22 protein-coding genes and 1 tRNA gene are annotated in these 22,969 nt (G+C 73.0%); 19 read left to right on the top strand and 4 right to left on the bottom strand.

Features of this window, described 5'->3' with window-relative positions:
• Positions 1-146: 146 nt before the first annotated feature.
• The 8 genes from ACFYMU_RS00115 (at position 147) to ACFYMU_RS00080 (ending at position 8,372) form a co-directional block, all read left to right on the top strand.
• On the top strand, positions 147-458 hold the full coding sequence (locus ACFYMU_RS00115) for a hypothetical protein (RefSeq protein WP_388366031.1): 312 nt from the start codon (positions 147-149) through the stop codon (positions 456-458).
• Between the two features lie 306 nt (positions 459-764).
• Positions 765-2,042: an acyl-CoA dehydrogenase family protein gene (locus ACFYMU_RS00110; RefSeq protein WP_388366029.1), complete on the top strand. Its 1,278-nt coding sequence runs from the start codon at positions 765-767 to the stop codon at positions 2,040-2,042.
• Complete coding sequence (locus tag ACFYMU_RS00105) at positions 2,039-3,268, top strand: OB-fold domain-containing protein (protein ID WP_388366026.1); 1,230 nt, start codon at positions 2,039-2,041, stop codon at positions 3,266-3,268. The genes ACFYMU_RS00110 and ACFYMU_RS00105 overlap by 4 nt, the downstream gene beginning before the upstream one ends.
• A 1-nt stretch (position 3,269) precedes the next feature.
• Positions 3,270-4,301 (top strand): acyl-CoA dehydrogenase family protein, encoded by a 1,032-nt coding sequence (locus tag ACFYMU_RS00100; RefSeq protein ID WP_388366023.1) that lies wholly within the window; start codon positions 3,270-3,272, stop codon positions 4,299-4,301.
• Entirely contained in the window at positions 4,298-4,723 is a 426-nt protein-coding gene (locus tag ACFYMU_RS00095) for a MaoC family dehydratase (protein WP_388366020.1), read from the top strand. Before ACFYMU_RS00100 ends, ACFYMU_RS00095 begins: the two co-directional genes overlap by 4 nt.
• A complete protein-coding gene (locus ACFYMU_RS00090; protein ID WP_388366018.1) occupies positions 4,720-5,886 on the top strand; it encodes a lipid-transfer protein in 1,167 nt (388 codons plus the stop codon). The genes ACFYMU_RS00095 and ACFYMU_RS00090 overlap by 4 nt, the downstream gene beginning before the upstream one ends.
• A 155-nt stretch (positions 5,887-6,041) precedes the next feature.
• Positions 6,042-6,596: a SigE family RNA polymerase sigma factor gene (locus tag ACFYMU_RS00085; RefSeq protein ID WP_388366014.1), complete on the top strand. Its 555-nt coding sequence runs from the start codon at positions 6,042-6,044 to the stop codon at positions 6,594-6,596.
• 120 nt (positions 6,597-6,716) lie between these two features.
• Positions 6,717-8,372 (top strand): long-chain fatty acid--CoA ligase, encoded by a 1,656-nt coding sequence (locus ACFYMU_RS00080; RefSeq protein WP_388366012.1) that lies wholly within the window; start codon positions 6,717-6,719, stop codon positions 8,370-8,372.
• 108 nt (positions 8,373-8,480) lie between these two features.
• Here ACFYMU_RS00080 and ACFYMU_RS00075 read toward each other — a convergent pair whose 3' ends face one another.
• Both ACFYMU_RS00075 and ACFYMU_RS00070 read right to left on the bottom strand, forming a co-directional pair.
• A complete protein-coding gene (locus ACFYMU_RS00075; protein WP_388366009.1) occupies positions 8,481-12,851 on the bottom strand; it encodes a PAS domain-containing protein in 4,371 nt (1,456 codons plus the stop codon).
• Positions 12,852-13,076: 225 nt separating this feature from the next.
• The gene (locus ACFYMU_RS00070) at positions 13,077-13,508 is read right to left on the bottom strand and encodes an SSI family serine proteinase inhibitor (protein ID WP_388366006.1); all 432 of its coding nucleotides are present in this window, start codon (positions 13,506-13,508) and stop codon (positions 13,077-13,079) included.
• Between the two features lie 202 nt (positions 13,509-13,710).
• On the opposite strand from ACFYMU_RS00070, the gene ACFYMU_RS00065 reads away from it, so the two are divergent.
• A tRNA-Ser gene (locus ACFYMU_RS00065) sits at positions 13,711-13,801 on the top strand.
• A 63-nt stretch (positions 13,802-13,864) separates the two neighbouring features.
• On the opposite strand, the gene ACFYMU_RS00060 is transcribed toward ACFYMU_RS00065, so the two are convergent.
• Entirely contained in the window at positions 13,865-15,409 is a 1,545-nt protein-coding gene (locus ACFYMU_RS00060; protein ID WP_388366003.1) for a tyrosine-type recombinase/integrase, read from the bottom strand.
• On the bottom strand, positions 15,410-15,976 hold the full coding sequence (locus tag ACFYMU_RS00055; RefSeq protein ID WP_388366001.1) for a helix-turn-helix domain-containing protein: 567 nt from the start codon (positions 15,974-15,976) through the stop codon (positions 15,410-15,412).
• 109 nt (positions 15,977-16,085) lie between these two features.
• Here ACFYMU_RS00055 and ACFYMU_RS00050 point away from each other — a divergent pair, with 109 nt between their 5' ends.
• From ACFYMU_RS00050 to ACFYMU_RS00005, 10 genes are all read left to right on the top strand, one after another.
• On the top strand, positions 16,086-16,307 hold the full coding sequence (locus ACFYMU_RS00050; RefSeq protein WP_388365998.1) for a hypothetical protein: 222 nt from the start codon (positions 16,086-16,088) through the stop codon (positions 16,305-16,307).
• Positions 16,304-16,678 carry a helix-turn-helix domain-containing protein gene (locus ACFYMU_RS00045; protein ID WP_388365995.1) on the top strand — a complete coding sequence of 125 codons (375 nt, stop codon included), beginning with the start codon at positions 16,304-16,306 and terminating at the stop codon, positions 16,676-16,678. The genes ACFYMU_RS00050 and ACFYMU_RS00045 overlap by 4 nt, the downstream gene beginning before the upstream one ends.
• Before the next feature lie 75 nt (positions 16,679-16,753).
• Complete coding sequence (locus ACFYMU_RS00040; RefSeq protein ID WP_388365992.1) at positions 16,754-17,539, top strand: phage antirepressor; 786 nt, start codon at positions 16,754-16,756, stop codon at positions 17,537-17,539.
• Between the two features lie 126 nt (positions 17,540-17,665).
• Positions 17,666-17,959 carry a DUF6907 domain-containing protein gene (locus ACFYMU_RS00035; RefSeq protein ID WP_388365989.1) on the top strand — a complete coding sequence of 98 codons (294 nt, stop codon included), beginning with the start codon at positions 17,666-17,668 and terminating at the stop codon, positions 17,957-17,959.
• Between the two features lie 91 nt (positions 17,960-18,050).
• Positions 18,051-19,751, top strand: coding sequence for a hypothetical protein (locus tag ACFYMU_RS00030; RefSeq protein ID WP_388365987.1), 1,701 nt, complete (start codon positions 18,051-18,053; stop codon positions 19,749-19,751).
• 38 nt (positions 19,752-19,789) lie between these two features.
• Positions 19,790-20,053 (top strand): hypothetical protein, encoded by a 264-nt coding sequence (locus ACFYMU_RS00025; RefSeq protein ID WP_388365984.1) that lies wholly within the window; start codon positions 19,790-19,792, stop codon positions 20,051-20,053.
• Positions 20,054-20,265: 212 nt separating this feature from the next.
• The gene (locus tag ACFYMU_RS00020) at positions 20,266-20,712 is read left to right on the top strand and encodes a hypothetical protein (RefSeq protein WP_388365981.1); all 447 of its coding nucleotides are present in this window, start codon (positions 20,266-20,268) and stop codon (positions 20,710-20,712) included.
• A 153-nt stretch (positions 20,713-20,865) separates the two neighbouring features.
• Complete coding sequence (locus ACFYMU_RS00015; protein WP_388365979.1) at positions 20,866-21,666, top strand: hypothetical protein; 801 nt, start codon at positions 20,866-20,868, stop codon at positions 21,664-21,666.
• Positions 21,659-21,994 (top strand): hypothetical protein, encoded by a 336-nt coding sequence (locus tag ACFYMU_RS00010; protein WP_388365976.1) that lies wholly within the window; start codon positions 21,659-21,661, stop codon positions 21,992-21,994. The genes ACFYMU_RS00015 and ACFYMU_RS00010 overlap by 8 nt, the downstream gene beginning before the upstream one ends.
• A 304-nt stretch (positions 21,995-22,298) precedes the next feature.
• Positions 22,299-22,871 (top strand): helix-turn-helix domain-containing protein, encoded by a 573-nt coding sequence (locus ACFYMU_RS00005; RefSeq protein WP_388365973.1) that lies wholly within the window; start codon positions 22,299-22,301, stop codon positions 22,869-22,871.
• Positions 22,872-22,969: the final 98 nt, after the last annotated feature.

Raw genomic sequence — 22,969 nt, 5'->3', positions numbered from 1 at the left:
GGTGATTCGGTGGGTGCCGGTGGGCAACTCTGAAGGCGCGACGTCGTACACCGTCCAAGGCGGTCGGCCAACTGCCTCGGCACAAGCGGTACTTACGTACATCCCGGCGCAACAGGCCGGCACCCACCGGGTTCTGGAGGAATCACATGGCAAGCATCCGTACCGCCCGCGTCCTCGCCGCCGTCACGGCTCTGCCGCTCGCCGCCGCCCTCTTCGCGGGCGTCGCCTCGGCGGACACCGGCGCGTTCGCGGACGACGGATCGAACGCGGCCGTCGCGGGCGTGAGTCGCAGCGGGGTCGGGCACAACAACCACGGCAATTCGTCCACCACGCAGCAGCAGGCGGTCGGCTCCGGTGCCTCGAACCAGAACAACACGGCCCAGGTGAACCGCTCCGCGTTCACCTCCATCAACCAGAGGAGCGAGAACGTGGTCATCCACTTCACCCACCTGTGGTGAGCGACGGGCCGAGGCGTCGCCGTCGGCCCTGACGTCCCAAGCCCCTTCCGGGGCGTGCTTTCCAGGTCACAGACGTCCGCGCGACGGTGCTCCGGCGCCGTCGCGCGGACGCTTCTCGATGTCCGCACCCCACGCGTGCGTGCCCGCGGACCATGGGGCCGGGGTCAAGGAGGGCGGTGACGGCCGGGACGACGGGGGTGACGAGGGTGACGGGACCTTGACAGCGGGGCTTGATCTGACGGACAGTCAGAAACTCCTCGATCGTTCGCGATCCCCTCGTCGTACGAGGTCCGGGAGGCCCCCGCCGTGCACCTCGCCCCCACCGAGCGCCAGCAGCGGCTGCGCGCCGAACTGCGCTCCTACTTCCGTGAACTGATGCCCGACGGGCCGCCGTCCGCGGACGACGGTGCCCGCCGCCGTGCGCTGCTGCGCCGCATCGGCGCCGACGGTCTGCTCGGCCTCGGCTGGCCCGTCGCGTACGGCGGTCAGGGGCGCGGCGCGGACGAGCAGTTCGTGTTCTTCGACGAGGCGTACCGCGCGGGCGCCCCGGTGTCGATGGTCACCCTGAACACCGTCGGCCCGACGCTGATGGCGTACGGGAGCGAGGAGCAGAAGGCGTACTTCCTGCCGCGGATCCTCAGCGGTGAGACCGTCTTCGCCATCGGCTACAGCGAGCCGTCGGCAGGCACGGACCTGGCGTCGCTGCGGACCCGGGCCACGCGGGTGACCGGGGGCGGCGGCGCGGAAGGCCGGGGCGCCGGTGCCGCGGCCGGCGCCCCGGGGGACGGGTACGGCGGTGCCGGTGCGGAGCCCCACGACGAACGGCCCGGCGGCCCGGACGCCGGACACTGGCTGATCGACGGCCAGAAGATCTTCACCTCCAACGCCCAGCACGCCGACTGGATCTGGCTCGCCTGCCGCACGGATCCCGACGCGCCCCGGCACGAGGGCATCTCCATCCTCCTCGTCCCGACCGACGCCCCCGGGTTCTCCTGGACGCCGATCGAGACCGTGGGCGGCCTGACCACGACGGCCACCTACTACGACGGGGTCACCGTCCCGGCGGCGAACCTCGTCGGCGAGGAGAACGGCGGCTGGCGGCTCATCACCAGCCAGCTGAACCACGAGAGGGTCGCGCTCGCCGCGCTCGGCATGCAGGCGGAGGAGTTCTACGCGGCCGCGCTGGAGGCGGCGCGCACCCCCGATCCGGTGACGGGCCGACGGCGGATCGACGAGCCGTGGGTGCGGTTTCGGCTGGCCGAGGTGCATGCCCGGCTGGCGGCGAACCGCCTGCTCAGCTGGCGTCTGGTGGGGGATGTCGGGGCCGGCCGGCTGGCTCCCGGCGACGCCAGCGGGGTGAAGTTCGCGGGGACGGAATCGACGGTCGCGACGTATCGACTGTGCCAGGAGATCGTCGGGGAGCAGGCGCTGGTGCGGGCGGGCTCGCCCGGGGTGTTCGGCGACGGCGAGCTGGAGCGGTTGAACAGGGCGGCGCAGATCAACACGTTCGGGGGCGGAGTGAGCGAGGTGCAGCGGGAGATCGTCGCGACGATGCGGCTCGGGATGCGGAGGGGGCGGCGATGAGCGACGTGGCGCAGGACGAGGCGGAGTTCGCCGCGCGGCTGAAGGCGTACGAGGGGCGGCCGGCCGCGGTCGCGGGCGTCGGCAAGGACCGGGTCAACGAGGCCATGATCCGCCACTGGTGCGAGGCGATGGGCGACAGGAATCCCGCGTACACCGGGCCGGACGCGATCGCCCCGCCCACCATGCTGCAGGTGTGGACGATGGGCGGCCTCTCCGGCCACGAGGGGCGCACCGAGGCGTACGGCGAGCTGCTCGCACTGCTCGACGAGGCCGGCTGCGGGTCGGTCGTGGCCACCGACTGCGAGCAGGAGTACCTGCGCCCGCTGCGGCCCGGCGACGAGATCACGTTCGACGCGGTGATCGAGTCCGTCTCCGAGCGGAAGCGGACGAAGCTCGGCACCGGGTACTTCGTCACGACGCGGATGGACGTCCGCGTCGGCGGCGAGCCGGTGGGCACCCACCGGTTCCGGATCCTCAAGTACGCGCCTGCGACGTCGGCGCGTGCGGTGTCCGCGCCTGAAGCGTCCGTGAGCGCGGCGTCCGTGCCTGCGGTTTCCGAGCCCGCGGCGTCCGTGTCCGCGGTTTCCGCGCCCGTGACGTCCGCGGCGGCCGCGGTGTCCGTGCCTGCGACGTCCGTGCTTGCGGGTTCCGCGCCCGCGGGTTCCGCGCCCGCGGGTTCCGCGCCCGTGACCTCCGCGCGCACGAAGTCCGCGCGCACGAAGTCCGCGTCGGCGGCATCCGCATCCGCATCCGCGCGCCAGGAGTCCCGCGGCCGACGGCCCCGACCGGTGATCAACCGGGACAACGCGGGGTTCTGGGAGGGTGTCGGCCGGCACCGGTTGCTGATCCAGCGGTGCGCCGCCTGCCGGACCCTGCGCTTCCCCTGGCTGCCGGGGTGCAACGCCTGCGGCGGTGCGGAATGGGACACGGTCGAGGCGAGCGGCGAGGGGACGGTCTACTCGTACGTCGTCATGCACCATCCGCCCTTCCCCGCCTTCGATCCTCCCTACGCGGTCGGGCTGTTCGAACTGGCCGAGGGCGTCCGGATCGTCAGCAACGTCGTCGGGGTGCCGCACGACAAGGTCCGCATCGGTATGCCCGTGCGCCTCGCGTTCGTGCGCTACGACGAGGAGATGGAGCTTCCGGTCTTCCGGCCGGCCGAGGCACTGGAGACGCCCTCCTCCGGCCCCGGTGATGGTGACGGGCGGCGGGGCGGTGGGCGCTGACATGGACTTCACGCCCACCGAGGAGCAGGCGGCGGCCCGGGATCTCGCCGCCCGGATCTTCGGCGACCTGTCGACGCCGGAACGTCTGTCGGCCGCGGGCACCGGCAGCGACGCCGAGTTGTGGAAGGCACTGTGCGCGGCCGGGCTGGTCGCGGCGGTGGCGGACATCGGCCTGCTCGGCCTGGTGCTCCTGCTGGAGGAGCAGGGGCGGACGACGGCGCAGGTCCCGTTCGCGGCGAGCTGTGTCCACGGGCTGCTGGCGGTGGCCGCCCACGGCTCGGCGGAGCAACGGGACAGGCTGCTGCCGGGGATCGGGGACGGTGCGGTGGTGGTGACGGGGGCGCTGCCGTCCGCCGGAAGCGTTCAGGCGGATGCGCGCGGGGAGCTGACCGGTGCGGTGCCCCTCGTGCCCTGGCTGAGGGACGCGACGCATGTCCTCGTGGCGGACGACCGTCAGCGGCTGTGGCTGGTACCCACGGCCGATGCCCGATGCGAGCCGGTGGAGTCGACGGCGCCCTGGGCGGCGGGGCGGCTGATCCTGGACGCCGCCCCGGCGGAGCCCCTGGGGCCACCGGGGGCGTACGCCGATGTGCTGGCCACCGCGCGTACCGCCTTCGCCGGCCTGCAGGCGGGGGTGTGCGCGGGCTCGCTGGCGAGGGCAGTGGCGCACACCAACACGCGGGAGCAGTTCGGACGCCCGCTCGCCGCGAAACAGGGGGTCCAGCTCCGGGCCGCCGACGCGTACATGGACACGGAGTCGATCCGTGTGACGGCGTACGAGGCGGCCTGGCGCCGTGACGCGGGCCTGCCGTACGCCACGCACGCGCTGACCGCGGCCTGGTGGGCGTCGGAGGCGGGCACCCGGGTCGTGCACACGGGGCAGCACCTGCACGGCGGAGCCGGGGCCGACCTGGAGCATCCGGTCCACCGGCACTTCCTGTGGGGACGGCAGCTGGACGCCCATCTCGGGTGCGGGAGCCAGGTGCTCCAGGAACTGGGGGAGCTGATCGTGAGCGGAGAGGAGCCGGTATGAGGGCCGGGGGACCGGAGGGCGGTGCGGTGCGGGCGGGAACCGGGCTGCCGCCGCTGGAGATCGAGATCACGCGCACGCTGATCGTGGCCGGGGCCATCGCCTCCCGCGACTACCAGGACGTGCACCACGACGCGGAGCTGGCCCGCCGGAAGGGCTCCCCCGACATCTTCATGAACATCCTGACGACCAACGGCCTGGTCGGGCGCTACGTCACCGACCACTTCGGCCCCGACGCGGTCCTGCGCACCGTGGCCATACGGCTCGGCGCGCCCAACTACCCGGGCGACACGATGGTGCTGACCGGCACGGTGGAGAAGGCCGACGGGGACACGGCCACCGTGAAGGTGGTCGGGACGAACGGCATCGGCCGGCATGTCACCGGCACCGTGGTGGTCGACGTCCCGAGCGGGGGCGCCCGATGAGCGTACGCACGAAGGACGCCCTCGGCGGACGGGCGGCGATCGCCGGGATCGGGGCCACCGAGTTCTCCAAGGACTCGGGACGCAGTGAGCTCCGGCTGGCCGTGGAGGCGGTGCGGACCGCCCTGGACGACGCGGGCCTGCGGCCGGCGGACGTGGACGGCATGGTCACCTTCACGATGGACACCAGCCCCGAGATCACCGTGGCCCAGGCGGCAGGGATCGGCGAGCTGTCCTTCTTCTCCCGGATCCACTACGGGGGCGGGGCGGCCTGCGCGACGGTCCAGCAGGCCGCGCTCGCGATCGCGGCCGGGGTGGCCGAGGTCGTGGTGTGCTACCGCGCGTTCAACGAACGCTCCGGCCGCCGCTTCGGCTCCGGGGTGCAGCACCGCGAACCGACGGCGGAGGGGGCCGCGCTGGGCTGGTCACTGCCGTTCGGGCTGCTCACCCCGGCGTCCTGGGTGGCGATGGCGGCCCAGCGGTATCTGCACAGCTACGGGCTGACGCCCGAGGCGTTCGGTCATGTGGCCGTCGTGGACCGCGGGTACGCGGCGACCAACCCGGCGGCGTACTTCCACGGCAGGCCCGTCACGCTCGCCGACCACGCCGCCTCGCGCTGGATCGCGGAGCCGCTCAGGCTGCTCGACTGCTGCCAGGAGACGGACGGCGGCCAGGCGCTGGTGGTCACCTCGGTGGAGCGGGCGCGGGACCTGCCGCACCCGCCTGCGGTGATCGCGGCCGCCGCGCAGGGCGCGGGCCGCGCTCAGGAGCAGATGACCGGTTTCTACCGCGGCGATTTGACCGGCCTGCCGGAGATGGGTGTGGTGGCCCGTCAGCTGTGGCGCACCTCGGGAATGGGCCCCACGGACATCGACGTCGGCATCCTTTACGACCATTTCACCCCGTTCGTCCTGATGCAGTTGGAGGAGTTCGGGTTCTGTGAGCCGGGCGCCGGGGCAGATTTCGTGGCCGCGCGCACGCTGCCGCTGAACACCCACGGAGGGCAGCTCGGCGAGGCGTACCTGCACGGGATGAACGGCATCGCGGAGGCAGTGCGGCAACTGCGCGGCACCGCGGTGAACCAGATACCCGGCGCCGTCCGCACCCTGGTCACCGCGGGCACCGGCGTCCCCACCTCGGGCCTCGTCCTGACCGCTGACCGCTGACCGGGCGGACCCTCAGGGGCGGACCCTCAGGGGTGCGGGGAGGATCGTCCACCTCCAGTAGGTGGGGGTGGCCCCCCGCCTACAACCTGAGGCGGAGACCGCTTCGGGACCTGCGGGCGATCCGCCGGATCGCGGGGCGAACCTAGCGTGGAGCCATGACCACACCCGTCTGCACCCGCGCTTCGAACGCCGCTACCTCGGCGAGGCGGACGCTTGCGTACCCGTCGTTCTCGTCGTACGTGAAGGCCCGCCAGCCGGTGCTGCTGCGCACCGCCCGGTCGCTGACCGCGAATCCGAGCGACGCGGAGGACCTGCTGCAGACCGCACTGGCGAAGACCTACGTCGCCTGGGAGCGGATCGAGGACCATCGCGCGCTCGACGGGTACGTCCGCCGGGCGCTGCTCAACACCCGGACGTCGCAGTGGCGCAAGCGCAAGGTCGACGAGTTCGTCTGCGACGAGCTGCCCGAGCCGGAGGCCACACCGGGCACGGACCCGGCCGAGGAACAGGCGCTGCACGACGCCATGTGGCGGGCGATCCTGAAGCTGCCCGCGCGGCAGCGGGCGATGGTGGTCCTGCGCTACTACGAGGATCTCAGCGAGGCCCAGACGGCGGAGGTGCTCGGCGTCTCCATCGGCACGGTCAAGTCGGCCGTCTCCCGCGCCCTCGGCAAGCTCCGGGAGGACCCGGAGCTGGAGCCCGTGCGTTGAACATCACGTCACGAACACTGATCGATCCGCCCAGGGCCTAGTGACATACCGCTTGGTACGTGCGCAGAATCTGCGCAACCCCCTACCGCCGCGTAGGCAGTGTCGCCTCGGGAGGAAACCGTGCTGAGCACCATGCAGGACGTACCGCTGACTGTCACCCGCATCCTTGCGCACGGTGTGCAGGTGCACGGGCAGTCCCAGATCATCACCTGGACGGATCAGGGCGAGCCGCAGCGCCGGACCTTCGCCGAAACGGGCACGCGCGCGGTGCAACTGGCCCACGCGCTCCACGACGACCTCGGTGTCCAGGGCGACGACCGGGTCGCGACGCTGATGTGGAACAACGCCGAGCACGTCGAGGCGTACTTCGCGATCCCCTCCATGGGCGCCGTTCTGCACACGCTCAACCTCCGCCTCCCCGCCGAGCAGCTGGTGTGGATCGTCAACCACGCCGCCGACCGCGTGATCATCGTCAACGGCTCGCTGCTCCCGCTGCTCGCGCCCCTGCTGTCGAAGATGCCGACGGTCCAGCACATCGTGGTCTCGGGGCCGGGCGACCGTTCCGTCCTCGAGGGTGCGCACGCGCAGGTCCACGAGTACGAGGAGCTGATCGCGGGCAAGCCGACGACGTACGACTGGCCGGAGCTGGACGAGCGCCAGGCCGCCTCCATGTGTTACACCTCCGGCACCACCGGCGACCCCAAGGGCGTCGTCTACTCCCACCGCTCGATCTATCTGCACTCCATGCAGGTCAACATGACCGAGTCGATGGGTCTGACCGACCAGGACACGTCGCTCGTGGTGGTCCCGCAGTTCCACGTCAACGCCTGGGGTCTGCCGCACGCCACCTTCATGACCGGCGTCAACCTCCTCATGCCGGACCGCTTCCTGCAGCCCGCGCCGCTCGCCGAGATGATCGAGCGCGAGCGCCCCACGCATGCCGCCGCGGTCCCCACCATCTGGCAGGGCCTGCTCGCCGAGCTGACCGCCAGGCCCCGTGACGTCTCGTCCCTCACCCAGGTCACCATCGGCGGCTCGGCCTGCCCGCCCTCGCTCATGCGGGCGTTCGACAAGCTCGGGATGCGCGTCTGCCACGCCTGGGGCATGACCGAGACCTCCCCGCTCGGCACGGTGGCACGGCCGCCGGCCCATGCGGTGGGCACCGACGAGGAGTTCGCGTACCGGCTCACCCAGGGCCGCTTCCCGGCCGGCGTCGAGGCCCGGCTCACCGGCCCCGGCGGCGAGCGGCTGCCCTGGGACGGCGAGTCCGCGGGCGAGCTGGAGGTGCGCGGGCCGTGGATCGCGGGCGCGTACTACAACGGCCCGGACGCCGCCCCCCTGCGCCCCGCCGACAAGTTCAGTGAGGACGGCTGGCTCAAGACCGGCGACGTGGGCACCATCAGCCCCGACGGCTTCCTGACCCTCACCGACCGCGCCAAGGACGTGATCAAGTCCGGCGGCGAGTGGATCTCGTCCGTCGACCTGGAGAACGCTCTGATGTCCCACCCGGACGTCGCCGAGGCCGCGGTCGTCGCCGTCCCCGACGACAAGTGGGGCGAGCGTCCGCTCGCCACCGTCGTCCTGAAGGAGGGCGCCACCACCGACTTCATCGCTCTGCGCTCGTTCCTCGCCGAGGAGGGAAAGATCGCCAAGTGGCAGCTCCCGGAGCGCTGGACGGTCATCGAGGCGGTGCCCAAGACGAGCGTCGGCAAGTTCGACAAGAAGGTGATCCGTCAGCAGTACGCGGCGGGTGACCTGGACGTCAAGAAGATCTGAAGGCGGACATAAGGGAGTTGGGGCGGTGTTTCACGTGAAACACCGCCCCAACTCTTCAGGTCTGGGCCGCGGTACGCGACCGCGCGGGGCGTTTTGCCCTGATCTGCCTCAGTTCGTCCCGATCCGTGCCAGCAGATCCACGATCCGCTCCTGCACCTCGGGACTGGTCGAGCGCTCCGCGAGGAACAGGACCGTCTCCCCCGACACCAGCCGGGGCAGATCCGCCTGGTCGACGGCGGCGGTGTAGATGACGAGCGGGGTGCGGTTGAGCAGACTGTTCGCGCGCAGCCAGTCGACGACTCCGGCCTGGCGACGGTGTACCTGCATCAGGTCCATCACCACCAGGTTCGGCCGCATCTGCGCGGCCAGTGTGACCGCGTCCGCGTCCGACGCGGCCCGCGCGACCTGCATGCCCCGCCGCTCCAGCGTCGCCGTGAGCGCGAGCGCGATCTCCGCGTGCTCCTCGATGAGCAGCACACGCGGCGGGTGCTGCTCGGAGTCGCGGGGGGCGAGCGCCTTCAGGAGCACGGCGGGGTCGGCGCCGTACGCCGCCTCGCGCGACGCCTGCCCGAGGCCCGCCGTGACCAGCACGGGAACTTCGGCGGCCACCGCGGCCTGGCGCAGCGACTGAAGCGCGGTCCGCGTGATCGGGCCGGTGAGGGGATCGACGAAGAGCGCGGCCGGGAAGGCGGCGATCTGCGCGTCGACCTCCTCGCGGGAATTGACGGTGACGGGCCGGTAGCCGCGGTCACTCAGCGCCTGCTGGGTCGTCACGTCCGGCGCGGGCCACACGAGCAGCCGACGTGGGTTGTCGAGCGGCTCCGGAGGCAACTCGTCGTCCATCGGCCGAGTGTGGGGCTGGTCGGCGACCTCCACGGCACCGCCGGGGCCGTCCAGGGGCTCGGGCCCCTCGGCGGCGTTCTCGTCCGGGGCCCCGATGGCGTACGAGCGTCCGGCGCCCTCGGAGACCACGTTCAGGGGGGACTGCCCGGCCAGGGAGGGCTGCGCAGGGAGCGGAGCCGACGTGGGTGTGGGCTGCGGATGGGGGCGCGCCGCCGTCTCCTGGCGCTCGCCGGCCGGCTCGGGGCGCGTACCGAGCTTGCGGCGGCGGCCCGCCCCGCCCGGCTGGTGCGGTGGAGGCGTCGCGGACTGCGGGCGGGGCTGGGCCTGTGGCTGGGCCGCCGCCTGACGGGCGAAGGGCACGCCCTGCCCGAGCGTCCGCACACTGATCGCGCGTCCCTGCGTCGAGTTGGGGTCGACCGGCGCGGCCGCCTCGGCGGGCAGCGGCTGGGCCGCCCGTGACTGGGCGGTTCCTTGCTGGGCGTTTCCTGGCTGAGCGGCGCGCTCCGGAGGCAGCGGGGTGCCTGCCGAGGGGGTGGGCTGCGGCACGGGCACGCCGGCGCCGGAGGTGTCGGCCGCACCGGGCCAGGTCTGCGGATGGGCGGTCTGCGGGGGCAGCGGAGTGCCAGAGGCGGGAGTGACCGTTCCGGGGACCCCGCCCGCGGGGGCGGTGGCCTGCGGAGGGACCGTCTGCTGACCCGGCTGCGCCGACACCGCGGGCTGCGGCACCTGGGAGGGCTGTCCGGGCAGAGGTTGAGCGGGCAGGGGCTGTCCGGGCAGGGGCTGAGCGGGCGCGGCGGCGGGGACCGGCTGCCCCGGTGCCGGTGCCCCCGGCGCGGGCTGCGCGGAACCGGGCTGCACAGGGGCGACGGGTGCGGCGGGCTGCACGGGAACGGCCTGGCCAGGAGCCGCCTGGCCAGGATGCGCCTGGGCAGCGGTCGCCCGGGCCGGCACCGGCTGCCCCGGTGCCGTCTGTCCGGCCGGTGCCGCCTGAACCGGAAGGCCCTGCGCAGGGACCGCCCGGGCTCCGGCCGCGGGCACGCCCTGCGCCGGAACGGGCTGCGGACCGTGCGGGCCCTCCTGCGCGGGCACACCCTGGGGAGACGCCGGCTGGGGGGCCACCCCCTGGGCCGGCGCCGTCCCGGCCGGCGGTTGCGCGGGGGCGGCGGCCGGGTGCGCGTGGCGGCGGCCCGCGGCCGGCTGCACCGGGTGCGGCTGCGGCGGCGTGTGGTCCTCGGCCGGGTCGTGCGCCACCGCGTCATGACGGCCCTCATCGGCCTGACCGGGCGCGGGAGCGGGGACGGGCTCCGGCGCGAGCGGCTGCGGTACGCGGTCCGCCTCGGCCGGCGGCAGCGCGAACACCGCACGGGCCCCGGGATCCGCGGCGTCGGCACGGTCGTTCGCGGCGGCCAGGGCCCGCCGACGACGGCCGGTCGGGGCCGCGGCGGCCCCCGCACCACCCGTGCTCTCCGGGGACGGAGTGCCGGGGGCCGCGGGCAACGCGGGCGGCAGCGCCTGTCCATCGGGGACACGGCGGGCGCGCCGGCCGGTGGGCCCGGGCACCCCCTGCGGCGGCACGGTCTGTCCCAGCCCGGTGGCCGCCGCGCCCGCGGCGTGCTCGGCGGCGGTCACCACCGCGCCCTCGGACACGCCTTCGACGGGGCTCGGCCGTCCACGCCGCCGTCCCGTACCGCCGGCCCCGGTCTCCTCGGCGCCCTCGGCCGCGGGCGCCTGCGCCGCCTCGGCCACCCCGGCCGCGGCCTCCGCAGCACGCCGCCTGCGCCGCCCGGTGGGCGTCGCCGCGGCCGTGTCGGAGGAGGCGGCCGGGCCCGCGTCGACCTCGCTGTCCAGGAACGCGTCCACGGACGACCGGCGGGCCCGCCGCCGGCCACCGCTCTGCTGCTCGGCCGGCTCGAGCGGCACGGCCGCCACCCCGGACTCCTCCGCGGGGATCTGGGCCGGCGCCGCCACCGCCCCGGCGCCGCCGCCGAGCGGCACCTCCAGCACGTAGGCGCTGCCGCTCATGCCGGGCACCTCGTGCGTCTGCAGCACACCGCCGTGCGCGCGCACGATGCCGCGCACGATCGGCTGGTGCACCGGGTCTCCGCCGGTGTACGGGCCGCGCACCTCGATCCGTACCACCTCGCCGCGCTGCGCGGCGGCCACGACGACCGTGTTGTCCATGTAACCGCCCGCCGAGACGGGGGCGTTGCCCGTGGCGTCCACGCCCGCGACGTCCGCGACGAGATGCGCGAGCGCCTGGGCGAGCCGCTGCGGGTCGACCTCGGCCTCGATGGGCGGGGCGTGGACGGCGAACTGCACACGACCGGGCCCGATCAGCTCGACGGCGCCCTCGACACCGGCGGCGACGACCGCGTCGAGCATGACCGGCGTCCGCACGAGCCGGTCCTCGCCGGCATCCAGACGCTGGTAGCCGAGGACGTTGTCCACGAGGGTGGTGATGCGCGAGTAGCCGGCCGCGAGGTGGTGCAGCACCTGGTTGGCCTCGGGCCACAGCTGGCCGGCGTCGTCCGCGGCGAGCTTGGACAGCTCACCGCGCAGCTCGTCGATGGGGCCGCGCAGCGACTGGCCCAGCAGGGTCAGCAGTTGGTCGTGCCGGGCGGCGAGCGCCTCGTAGCGGTCCTTCTCGCGCTCGCCGAGCGCGGCGTACCGCTCGTCGCCCGCCGCGATCTCCTCCGCGTGCCGCTCCCGCAGCCCGTCGAGTGCGGCGGCGTGCTCCTCGCGCAGCCCCTCCAGTTCCTCCTCGTGCTCCTTGACGACCCGCTCCAGCTCCCGCCTGTGCTGCTGGTCGGCCTCGTCCTTCTCGGCGACGACCGTGTCGTAGGGCCGCCGGTCGGTGAACGTCAGCACCGCGCCGACGAGCTGGTCGCCGTCGCGCACCGGCGCCGTCGTCAGGTCGACCGGCACCTTGTCCCCGCTCTTGGACCACAGCACCTGGCCCCGCACCCGGTGCTTGCGCCCGGAGCGCAGGGTGTCGTGGAGCGGCGACTCCGTGTAGGGGAAGGGAGCACCGTCCTCGCGGGAGTGCAGCACCAGGGTGTGCAGCTCCTTGCCACCCAGGTCGCTGGCCCGGTATCCGAGTATCTGGGCGGCGGCCGGGTTGACGAGCACGATCCGGCCGTCGGTGTCCGTGCCGACCACGCCCTCGGACGCGGCCCGGAGGATCATCTCGGTCTGCCGCTGCGACCGGGCGAGTTCCGCCTCCGTGTCGACGGTGCCGGTCAGATCGCGGACGACCAGCATGAGCAGTTCGTCGCCGGTGTAGCCGTACCCGTCGTACGCCTGCCGGCCGTCCTCCAGGTTGGCGCTGGTGACCTCGACGGGGAGCTCGCTGCCGTCCGTGCGGCGGGCGATCATCCGCGTCGGCTTGGTCCGCCCGCGGGGGTCCGTCGAGTCGGGGCGCCGCATGGATCCGGGGATCAACCGCGAGTCGAACTGCGGCAGCAGGTCGAGCAGCCCGCGCCCCACCAGGGCGGTGCCGGGGGTCTCGAACGTCTCCAGGGCGATGGTGTTGGCGTTGACGACGGTGCCGTTGGCGTTGACCAGGACCAGCGCGTCGGGTAGCGCGTCCAGTATGGCAGCGAGGCGAGCAGCGCCTCGGGATGGCCTGCTGCTCACGAGACGCTTCCTCCCTGTTACCGCACCTTGCCCACCGCGGAGGCCATCTTGCCAATCCGCCCGCGGCGTGTCACGCGAGGGAGTCTACGGGCAGCGGTCCGGCCCGCGACGCCGGATGAGAGGGAGGTCGCACGCGGAAGTGACGCAGAACCTGTGACCGTGCAGGTCGCCCGCGGGACCCGGATGTCACCGGCGGGGACGGCCCCGGTCCGGCGGCGCGTGAGCCTACGAACGAACGTCCGGGAGCACGGGCACGAGGTCGTCCCAGCGGGCGATCTGGCAGCCGTTGCTGCGGTCGTACCGCGCGTCCACCGGGCGCCCGGCCCACGTCCCGGTCACCCGCGCCGTGGCCGGGCCGCCGTACTGCATCGTGCACAGGCTGCGGGGTGGCACCGGGGCGAAGGGGTCCCGGCCCCAGACGGTCCGCCGGTCGAGCGCGGTGCACGCATCGGCGGGGTCCGGGTGACTGCCGCCGCCCGGATGACACCGCAGCACGTACGTCCCGTCGGCGCGCCCCGCATGGCTGACGGTGACGACGATCCGGTCACCGAGGGGAACGGGCGGACGTCCGTGTGCGGAGGCCGACGCCGGGGTCGCGACCGCGGAGAGAAGAGCGACGACACCGAGCAGCGCGCCGCGCGAGGTGAACTGGACCATGCCGTGACTAACGGCGCCGGGGCGTGACGGTTGCGGATGCTCTCGGAGCCGGCCGTCGCGGGGGGCGCCGCCCCGCGGATTGCGGCCCAGTGCTTTGCCCTGCGGGCTTTCTGCCTAGTACCGTAGGGGGCGATTGGTGGCACCCCGCTCGGCTGTGTCATCATCTGCACGCACCACTCGCGCTCGCGCGGGCGGCTGTGCTGGAGGCGTCGCCTAGTCCGGTCTATGGCGCCGCACTGCTAATGCGGTTTGGGCCTTAAAGCCCATCGAGGGTTCAAATCCCTCCGCCTCCGCCCTCTGACCAGGGAGTTCGGCCATTTTCGGCTGGGCTCCCTGAGTCGCGTTCAGGGCCATTTTCAACCCCCTGATGGCACGGTGATGGCACCAACGGCTGAGAGTGGTGCAGCGGGCACTTCTGGGGCCGGTCCCGAGGCCCGGTTCGCGCGCGGGATGAACGCCGCGATCCGGCGCGTGGCGTCCGCCGCCATCTCCTCGGCGACGACCGCATAGACGTCCTTCGTGAACGCCACCGAGGCGTGCCCCAGCACCTCGCTCACGAACTTGTCGTCGACCCCGGCCGCCAGGAGCATCGTCGCCGCGCCGTGCCGAAGGTCGTGGAAGCGGATGGGCGGCAGCGGCATCAACAGAGCCACGCGCACCGCGGCCTCCGTCGTCCGGAACTTCCGTGCGATCCGCTCGACCGGCCAGCCCTCGCCGGCCTTCTCCCGGATGTTGGCGTGCCGCTCGATCAGGATCCGGTGGCGGCTCGACAGGTACTCCGGCTTGAGTTCCGTCCCGTCCTCGTAGACGTACACGCGCCCCGAGTCCTGGTATGCCTCGCCCCACTGCAACCGTTCTTCGAGCTTCCGCTTCCGCCACGCCTTGTGGACCCGGACGGTCTCCTCGTCGAGTGGGACCTGTCGCCAACCAGCCTCGGTCTTGGTGTCGTCGAGCTCGTCGTCAGCCTGCGCCTGGAGGATGTGCAGCCAGCCGCGTTCGAGGCTGAGGTGCTGGTCCTCGGCGCCGACCAGCTCGCTTCGGCGCGGCCCGTAGTACGCCGTCAAGTGGAAGGCCGGGTACAGCCGTTCCTCGGACGCCTCGGCGAAGTCCAGGAAGTTCCCGGTCTGCGTGGCCGTCCACACCATCACCTTCGCCGGGACGACGCCCGTGCGCTGCCACTGCTCGACCCGCTCGGCCGTCCACAGCAGCGGCTTCGCCCGGCCCTTGCTGCGCTTGCCGCCCTTCGACCGCCAGAGGTCCGAGATGGGGTTGTCCGGCCGGATCTTGGACACCTTCACGGCGTCCGTCAGGGCGCCGTGGAACACGGCGTGCACGCGCTTGATGCGGGATTCGGAGATCGGGCGGGAGTGGATCCGCCGGCCGTCCCGCGTCGCCCGCGCCTCGACGAGCCGCCGCAGGGTCTCGGACCTGTCGTCCTTCTCGTCCGGCTTGTTGATCTTCCGCATGGCGGCGTACAGCTCGCGTGCGTGCTCGTCGGTGAGGTCGACGACCTTGATGTGCCCGAGGCCGGGCTTCAGGTACAGGTCGATCGCCTCGCGCTCGGCCTCCAGCGTTCCCTTCGCCAGACCCTCACCGGTCTCGGCCTCCGCCTTCCGCCAGGCGTAGCGGCGCTCGAGGTACGCCCCGAGCGTGGTGTTCCGCTCCTCGTGCGCCTTCGGTGTGGTGGCCGTACCGAGCACCTTCGCCAGCTCGGCCTTGCACTCGCGCTCCGTCGGGAACGGGCCGACGCGCGGCTGCCGGCGCTTCCCGTCCGCGCTCTTCGGAGCCTCGTACCGCGCGTACCAGCCGCCGTGACCCTTCTTCGACAGCTCCGGGCACTTCCTGCCCAGCAGCCGTTTCGTCTTCGGGTCTCGACAACTACACGCCTTGTACGGCTTCATTCACTCCCCCAAGTCGTCATCGAATGGCTTGATGTCGAGCTCCTCGACCCGCCCGTCCGGCCACTCGCGGAAGAACGTGCCGTCGCGGCGCCGACGAATCGGGGCCCCGTCGTACTCCTCCATGAGCGCCTGGCGGCCGGGTCCAGTCATGCCGTAGCGGCGGAGGCCGGCCGGGCGCGCCTGGCGCTGGAAGTCCACGCGCGCCGTGCCGTCGTCCCCCTCTGGGATGCGCAACGGCCGCATGCCGTCCGCCCACTGCCATGCCCTCTTGGCGTCAACCGTTCCGACGCCCGTGAGCTCGACCGTGCCCTCGGCGGTGTTCGGCAGCAGTAGGGCAGAGACGTTTACCCCCAGAGCGACCGCCAGGGCCATCAGGTCGTCGGCGTCGACGCGCCGCTCACCTCGCTCTATGCGGCGCAGCCCGAGCACCGGGATGCGACGGCCGAGTTCAGTGAGTCGTTCGGACAGCTCCACGTACGTCAGCCGCTTCGCTGTGCGGATGCGCTCGATGTTCTGCCGCACCGTCTCGCCGGTCGGTCCCAGGGGTGTCTTCTGCTTCTCTGCCACGCCCCGCAGCATCGCATCAAAATGATGCGTGCACAAGACGCGCTTGATGCGCTTGACGCACGTGTCTGATGCTCGTCATGATGATCGCGTGAAGAATCATTCTGATCGCTTGACCGATGGGTCATGCTCCGGGAGCGCATCGATCCCGGACCCCGAGAAGTTCCCCACGATCTCGGTGGCCGCCGCCGCCCGGATCGCGGGCGTCGCCCGCCGCACCGGATACGCCGCCGCCGCTCGCGGTGAGTGGCCGGTCGTGCGGACGGGCCGGGCGGTGCGCGTGCGCACCCGCCAGTTCCTCGCCCAGTACGGATTCCTGGAGGCCGCCCCGTGACCGGCTGCGCCTGGACCCGCGAGGCGATCGAAGCCCTCGGCCCGACCACGGACGTGCCGACCACCGCGGCGATCGTCGGCGTCGACTCGGACACCGTGTACGCGATGATCCGGCGCGGCGAATGGACGATGACCCGCGTCCTCCGCCTCGGCCGGAAGATCAAAATTCCGACCCGGGACCTGGTCGCCTACCTGTACGGCGCCGAGGCCATCGCCGAGGGCGTTCCGGCGCAGACCCCGGCTGTGCCAACCGCGTGCCATCACACCGCATCGCCGCAGGTCACGGGCTACGAACCGCATGCCCCATGCGGTTGCACCCCTGCCTCGGCCGGGGTGATCCCACTCCGACGGACCGCCCTCACGCCCACGTGAGCCGGGGCCACCGGCCCCTGAGAAACGCGACGGCCCCCGGAGGCACCCGGAGGCCGTGCACAGAGGAGAACGTCCATGCTGAGTATCCCCGAACCGCAGCCCGCGGTTCACACCTTCCCCGACACCGGCCACAGCGTCCGCACCGTCCTCCGCGACGGTGAGCCCTGGTGGGTCGCCGCCGACGTCTGCGCCGTCCTCGGGTACAGCCGAGTCGCGGATGCCCTCCGCATCCCCGACGCCGATGATCTTGGTACGCACTTCGTGCGTGGCCAGGACGGCAGGGAGCGCCCGGCCCAGATCATCAACGAGCCCGGCTTGTACTCCCTCGTGTTCCGTAGCCACCGGCCCGAGGCGCGAGCCTTCAAGCGCTGGGTGACGCACGAGGTGCTGCCTGCCATCCGGCGCACCGGCCGGTACGAGGTGGCACGGCCGGAGCCGACCAAGCTGGAACTCGCCCGTGACCTGGTCGTCGCGCTCGAAGCTCAGGAGGCCGCCGAGCAGCGCGCGGCCGAGCTGGAGCCCTCCGCCGCCGCGTGGGACACCCTCGCCGCCGAGGCCGTCGGCGACTACAGCGTCCGCGAGGCCGCGCAGCTCCTCAGCCGAGACGCGTGCATCCGCACCGGCCAGAACCGACTGTTCGCCACGCTCCGCGAACTCGGATGGATCGACGCGTCCGGCGAGCCGTACCAGCGCGAGGTAGACGCCGGCCGTCTCGTACGCCGGACCCTCAGCTACTCCCACCCCCACACCGGCGAACCGGTCCTGACCTCCCAGGTCCGCGTCACGCCGAAGGGGCTCGCTGCCCTCCGCGACCGCCTCGGCTGCGGGAGGCAGCTCCCCACGGCCGCACCGGCGGCATAGACCGGCCCGGCTGTCGGTGACACCAACACCAGCAGCCGGGCCTTCGACGCACCATCCACGCCGAGCCCCGGCACCTACCGCCAAGCAGATCCGGGGCCCGGCGTTCGAGAAAGGAACGCCACGCTCATGCTGGCACACAGCAGCAAGATCGTTCACGCCGCCGGGCAGCACGACCCCGCCGTCGACACCGCGCGCCTCACCTTCCCGAACGGCTGGTACCTGGCCGCCGAGATCTCCCGCGAGACACCCCGCCCCGTCCTCGCCATGTGGGCACAGGACACCAGCGGCTGGCCAGGCGGTGACTGCCAACTCGACGCCGCGGGCGTTGACGAGCTCCTCGCCGACCTGCCCCGTTTCGCCGCGCAGCTCCGTGCGCTCCGCGACCAGCTCGCCGCCGAGACGTCCGGAGACGCCCGGTGACGACGCACAACACCAGCGCTTCGGCGGCCGGGGTTCGTCCCGGCCGCCGTGGCCGTTCCCGCACGCACCTCCCGTGCGGAGGTGGCGCCCGATGACCCGACGCCCCTCGAACACGCACCGCCCGAGCGTGAGCCGCCCCGGCTCCACCGGGCTCCGGTTCGGCATGTTCGCCGTCTGCGTGGCCAGGGACCCGGACGCCGAGCTGAACAAGGGCAAGGCCAAGCCGTTGTACGACCTGCTCGTGTCCTTCGCGGACGTCAGCTCACGTGACACCGGCCAGGGCTACCCGTACCGCTCTGTCCTCGCTGACTGCCTCGACTGCTCGAAACAGACCATCGACCGGGCCGCGGCGTACCTGGAGAAGGAGATCGGCCTCATCCGGATCGTCCGCCGGAAGGTGGAGGGCAAGGAGGACGAGAACGACGCCAACCTGTACATGATCTTTGACGCGTGGCTGATCCACGGCGTCCCGCCGCCAGGAGACACCCCGCCTCAGCTTGTCGCCCGGTACGGCCGCACCATCCCAGGCTTCGACGTCGCCGCCTGGATGCAGGAGCACGCGCCAACCTTCGACCTGGCCGGATGGCAGGCCGCCTACGACGAGAAGGTGCGCGTCCAGCAGGCCAAGCGTGAGGAGCAGCGACGCAAGGAGCGCGCCCGCCGGAAGAAGCCGAAGACGGAGGGTGGCGTCACCAGTGACGCCACTCCTCAGGACTCGGCAAACCAGGGGGGTGGCGTCATGGATGACGCTACCGGTGGCGTCACCGGTGACGTGTCCCGTGGCGTCATGGGTGACGCCCTATCTAAAGACGGTGGTCAAGAGCCTTCTTTCGAGACAGACGTTGCGCCTTCGGCGCGTAGCGCCCGTGGCGTGCGCAGCACTTCAACCTCAGGTAGTAGCGCGCGCGAGGCTTCAAGCGGCTGCGCCGCGACGGGCAAAGCGGCCTCGTCGACGGGGAAGGGCAAGGCGTCCGGCGTGCCGGTCCAGCGTGACGGCGGGGCCGGGAAGCTGAGCCGGGAGCAGGCGGCGGCGGTGCGCGCCGTAGAGGCCCTGCTGCCGCCGCTGCTGGTCCGTGAGCTGCCGTACGGGCACGTCCCCGGCCGGAACCGCGCGGCCGTGCTGGAGGCCCTGGAGTCGCGCACGGTGGACCAGCTCCGGGAGCGGATCGCCCGCCGGTGGGTCGCCTACGGGTACGAGCCCGCGATCCACGACGGCGAGCTGCGGTCGGCGGTCGGCGCGGCACTGGAGCTGATCCGCCCGACCCGGTATTGCCCCGACCCCGGGTGTGAGGACGGCGAGCTGATCGACACCGGCGAAGACTGCCGCGCCTGCGTGGAGCGGAAGGCCAGGCGGCGGGCCGACCACCTCGCCGGCAAGACACCGGACCGCCCCAAGGGCAAGCAAGCCGCGCCCACCTGCGACGTGTGCGAGAAACCGTTCCCGGGCCCCCTCCCGGTCGACCTCCTGTGCACGCCGTGCCGCGCCGAGTTGGACCGCGCCCGCCAGCACCTCACCGCCGACCCGGCCGCCGAGGAGACCGACCGCCAGGAGCAGGAGGAGGCCGCGCGCCGCGAGGCGGAGGACCTGGAGCAGGAAGCGCAGCGCCGCCGGGCCCTCCGCGCCGCCGCCCGCGCCGAGGCGGCCCCGGCCGTCGAGGACGTCGACCCCGAGCAGACAGCCGCACAGCAGGCCGAGGACGCCCGCCTTCGCGCGGAGCTGCTGGCGGCCAACCCGTGGATGGCGGACTACATGCAGCAACCCGCCGACGTCCAGGGACCCGCGCCGTTCTGACCAACCCACCAGCGCCCCACGCACCGAAGGACCCGATCATGACCACCTGCGCCCGCTGCACCACTCCCACCGACCGGCCCCTGCCCTGGAACAACGGCCGCTTCCTGTGCCCTGAGTGCTTCGGATACCTGAGCTACGAACTCGGCTTCCGCGACGCCGCCCAGCGCGCCGGCCTCGCCTGGAAACCCCTCGCCCTCGGCAGCCTCGTCCCCGCCGCCGACGTCGAGCACGACCAGCTCGCCGCCGTCATCCCGCTCCACCAGTGCACGAAGCGCCACCAGCGCGCCCAGCAGAGGAGGTGACAATGCGTCACAGCAACGTCAAGGCGGGCGGCTACCGGCCACTCGTTGCCCGGCTGGAGCCCGCCGTCCGGCGTCCCGGCCGGGACCGGCGACACCCGCAAGCCAACCGCCCGGACGTCTGTGTACCTGCTGGTTCAGGGCCGAGGTCAGAGGAAACGTCCGCCGGACTGGTGCTAGGCCGCGGCGACGTCACGACACGTGAGGGCTGTCCCATGCCTGCCCCGTCCCCTGACCCCGGCCTGCCCGACCCGTCCCGCCACGAGGCCGCCGCCGCCTTCCTCCAGAGTCTCCCAACACCGTGGGCGCTCGGCCCGATCAGCGCTCACCGCCTGGCGCCCGAGCTGCTGGAGCGCTGCGACGCCACCGGGTGGGCCCTCGACGACCGGCTACGCCGCAAGCTGACCTCCCGCCCGGTCGGTGTACGGGACTTCGCCGCCGTCCTGGTCGCCCGCGTACGCGACCTCACCCCGCCCGACTCACCGACGGCGCCCAAGCCCCGTACACCGTGCACGAGATGCGGCAGCCTGCGCAGCCTCGTGCACGGCCGCACGGTCTGCGTCGCCTGCCTCACCGCCGCGCCGGAACCGCCGGCCTCCGACCCGGCCACAAGGAAAGCCGAGGCCCTGGCCGTCCTGCGAGACGCGCGGCGGGCCTCATGACCCCGACCGCCCGCACCGGCCCCTGCGCGCCCGTCTCCGTCCCGTGCACGGCCCGTGACGGCCCCGTCACCCGCCGCGCCACGAGATCGGCCCCCTGCGGCCCGCACAGAGCCGTCCCGACCCGCATCCCCACCCACCGGAAGGACCCCACCCATGGACCTTGACCGCTCGCGCGCCGAGTTCATCGAGCGCGCCCGCGCCTTCGCACGCCGCAACCCGGACAACCGGGCCCACGCCGAAGCGCTCGCCCTCGTAGACCCGGACTGGACTCCGCCCTCTCCCCGGCCGCTCAACCTCGCCGCCGGGCGCGCCGCCCTCGCCGCCTCCCGTGCAGCCGCGGCACCTGGTCCTGCTCGCCCTGCCGCACCCACGCCGACACCGGCCGCTACACCGCCGAAGCCGAGTGCCGGCGCCGCCTACCGCATCCCGCCCGGGGGGCTGAACATCGCCTCGTACCGCAGGCCGCCGACCGATCTGCCTGGCGAGGACGCCCCACCGCCGAAGACGCACGGCGCCCTCAGCTTCACCGCCTCGGGCCGGTGGCGCTGGATCGACGTGCACGGCGGCTTCCCCCAGTGGCAGAGCTGGAGTTCCCTCGTCGCGGACCTCACCGCCGCCTCCCCGCTGGACGCCGTCACCGTCCACCTCACCCCACTGCCCGGGCCGAACGCCGGCCTCACCCGCGTCCGCACGAACGGCCGGGAGACCTGGTGCTGCGTGGACGTCGACCCGCGCACCGACCCGGAGACCCGGACCCGCGTCCTGCGGCACGAGCTGGGCCACCTCGCGGACGTCGTCGCGGCCGGGCACGACTGGTCACGGCTGACGGACCCGCACCTCACCGCCGACTCCGAGCGGTTCGCGGAGCACTGTGAGACCTGGCTCCGCCCCGGGATGCGCGCCACCGACGTCCTCGCCGAGGCCCGCCGCTTCCGTGGAGGCCGCCGTGCCTGATCCGAAGCTCACGCTCTACTTCGGCCAACCCCACCTGTCCCGCATGGCCGCCGAGATCGCCCGCCAGGCCCTCGACGTCCCCGCCCAATGCACGCACGTCCCCGCCCCATACATCACCGCCCTGCACCCCGACACGGGGTCCTGGTGTGAGCCCTGCGTCGTCCCGCACTTCTGGGAGCTGGTGGACGTCGCCACCTGTCTCCAGTGCGGCACCCGCCCGCCCACGAAGACCCTGCTCACCCTCCCCACCGAGGACGGGCACGTCGTCCTGACCCGCCTATGCCGACCGTGCTGCTACGGCATCCCCCCGCAGGACGGCCACCGATGACGCACCCACACCTCCCCGTCACCTGGTCCCCCCTGCACCGAGACCCGCCCGACGCCGACGACCTCGCCCTGACCGCCGGGTGTCTCCCCGGGGAGACAGTCCCCGGCACCGCCCCCTCGACGGCCGCCGGCACCCCGGCCGGGACCGTCCGCACGGACCGGCCACCGTCCGAACGCCTGGCCGTCCGAACGCCCCCACCGGCGAACGGCACGTCACCGCAGGTCACCGGCCCGTCCGGCGAGGCTGACCGGCGGCCGCCGTCCGAACGGTCCCCGGACCCGTCCCACACCCCGAGGAGGACCCCGTGAAGCGTCAGCCGGTACGCGGTGCGAACGGCCGCTTCCTGAGCACCGAGGAGGCCGCGAAGATGCGCGGGGAAGCCGTCCAGCTCCGGGCCTCCGGTCTCTCGTACGCCCGGATCGCGCAGCGGCTCGGGGTCAGCAAGTCCACCGTGTGGGAGACCATCCAGACGGCTTACGCACAGGTGGCGCTGGACTCCGCTCCGGTGGCGCTGCACCTGGAGCTGGAGCGGCTGGACGAGGACCTGACGACGCTCTCGACCATCAAGGCCAAGCTGCTCAAGTCGCTCCGGGCGCAGGACGAGGGCGGGGACGGGCCAGACATCATCGCCGTGTCGAACACCCTCGTGAAGCTCACCGAGGCGCGCGGCCGGATCGGGGAGCGGCACGCCCGTCTGCGGGGCCTGGACGCCCCCACAACGGTCCGTGTGGAGACGACCGAGGGCGTACCCGTCTCGGAGGTGCTGGCGCGGGTGGCGGCTGCCGTACGGCCGTACCCGGACGCTGCCGCCGCCGTGGCCCTGGTGGCGCTGGAGCTCGCGGGCTCGCTGCCGGGGGCGGAGGGCGAGGAGTCGTGACCACTAGGTCCTGTCTGGAGTTCGGATCAGGAGTTCGGTAGATCGCCTGCGCGCGGGGGCTCGTTCTTGATAGGCCGTCAGTCATGGCGCGAGGCGAT

The organism is Streptomyces sp. NPDC007264 (genome assembly GCF_042869095.1).
Classification (GTDB): Bacteria; Actinomycetota; Actinomycetes; order Streptomycetales; family Streptomycetaceae; genus Streptomyces.
This window is presented reverse-complemented; position numbering and strand designations above follow the sequence as displayed.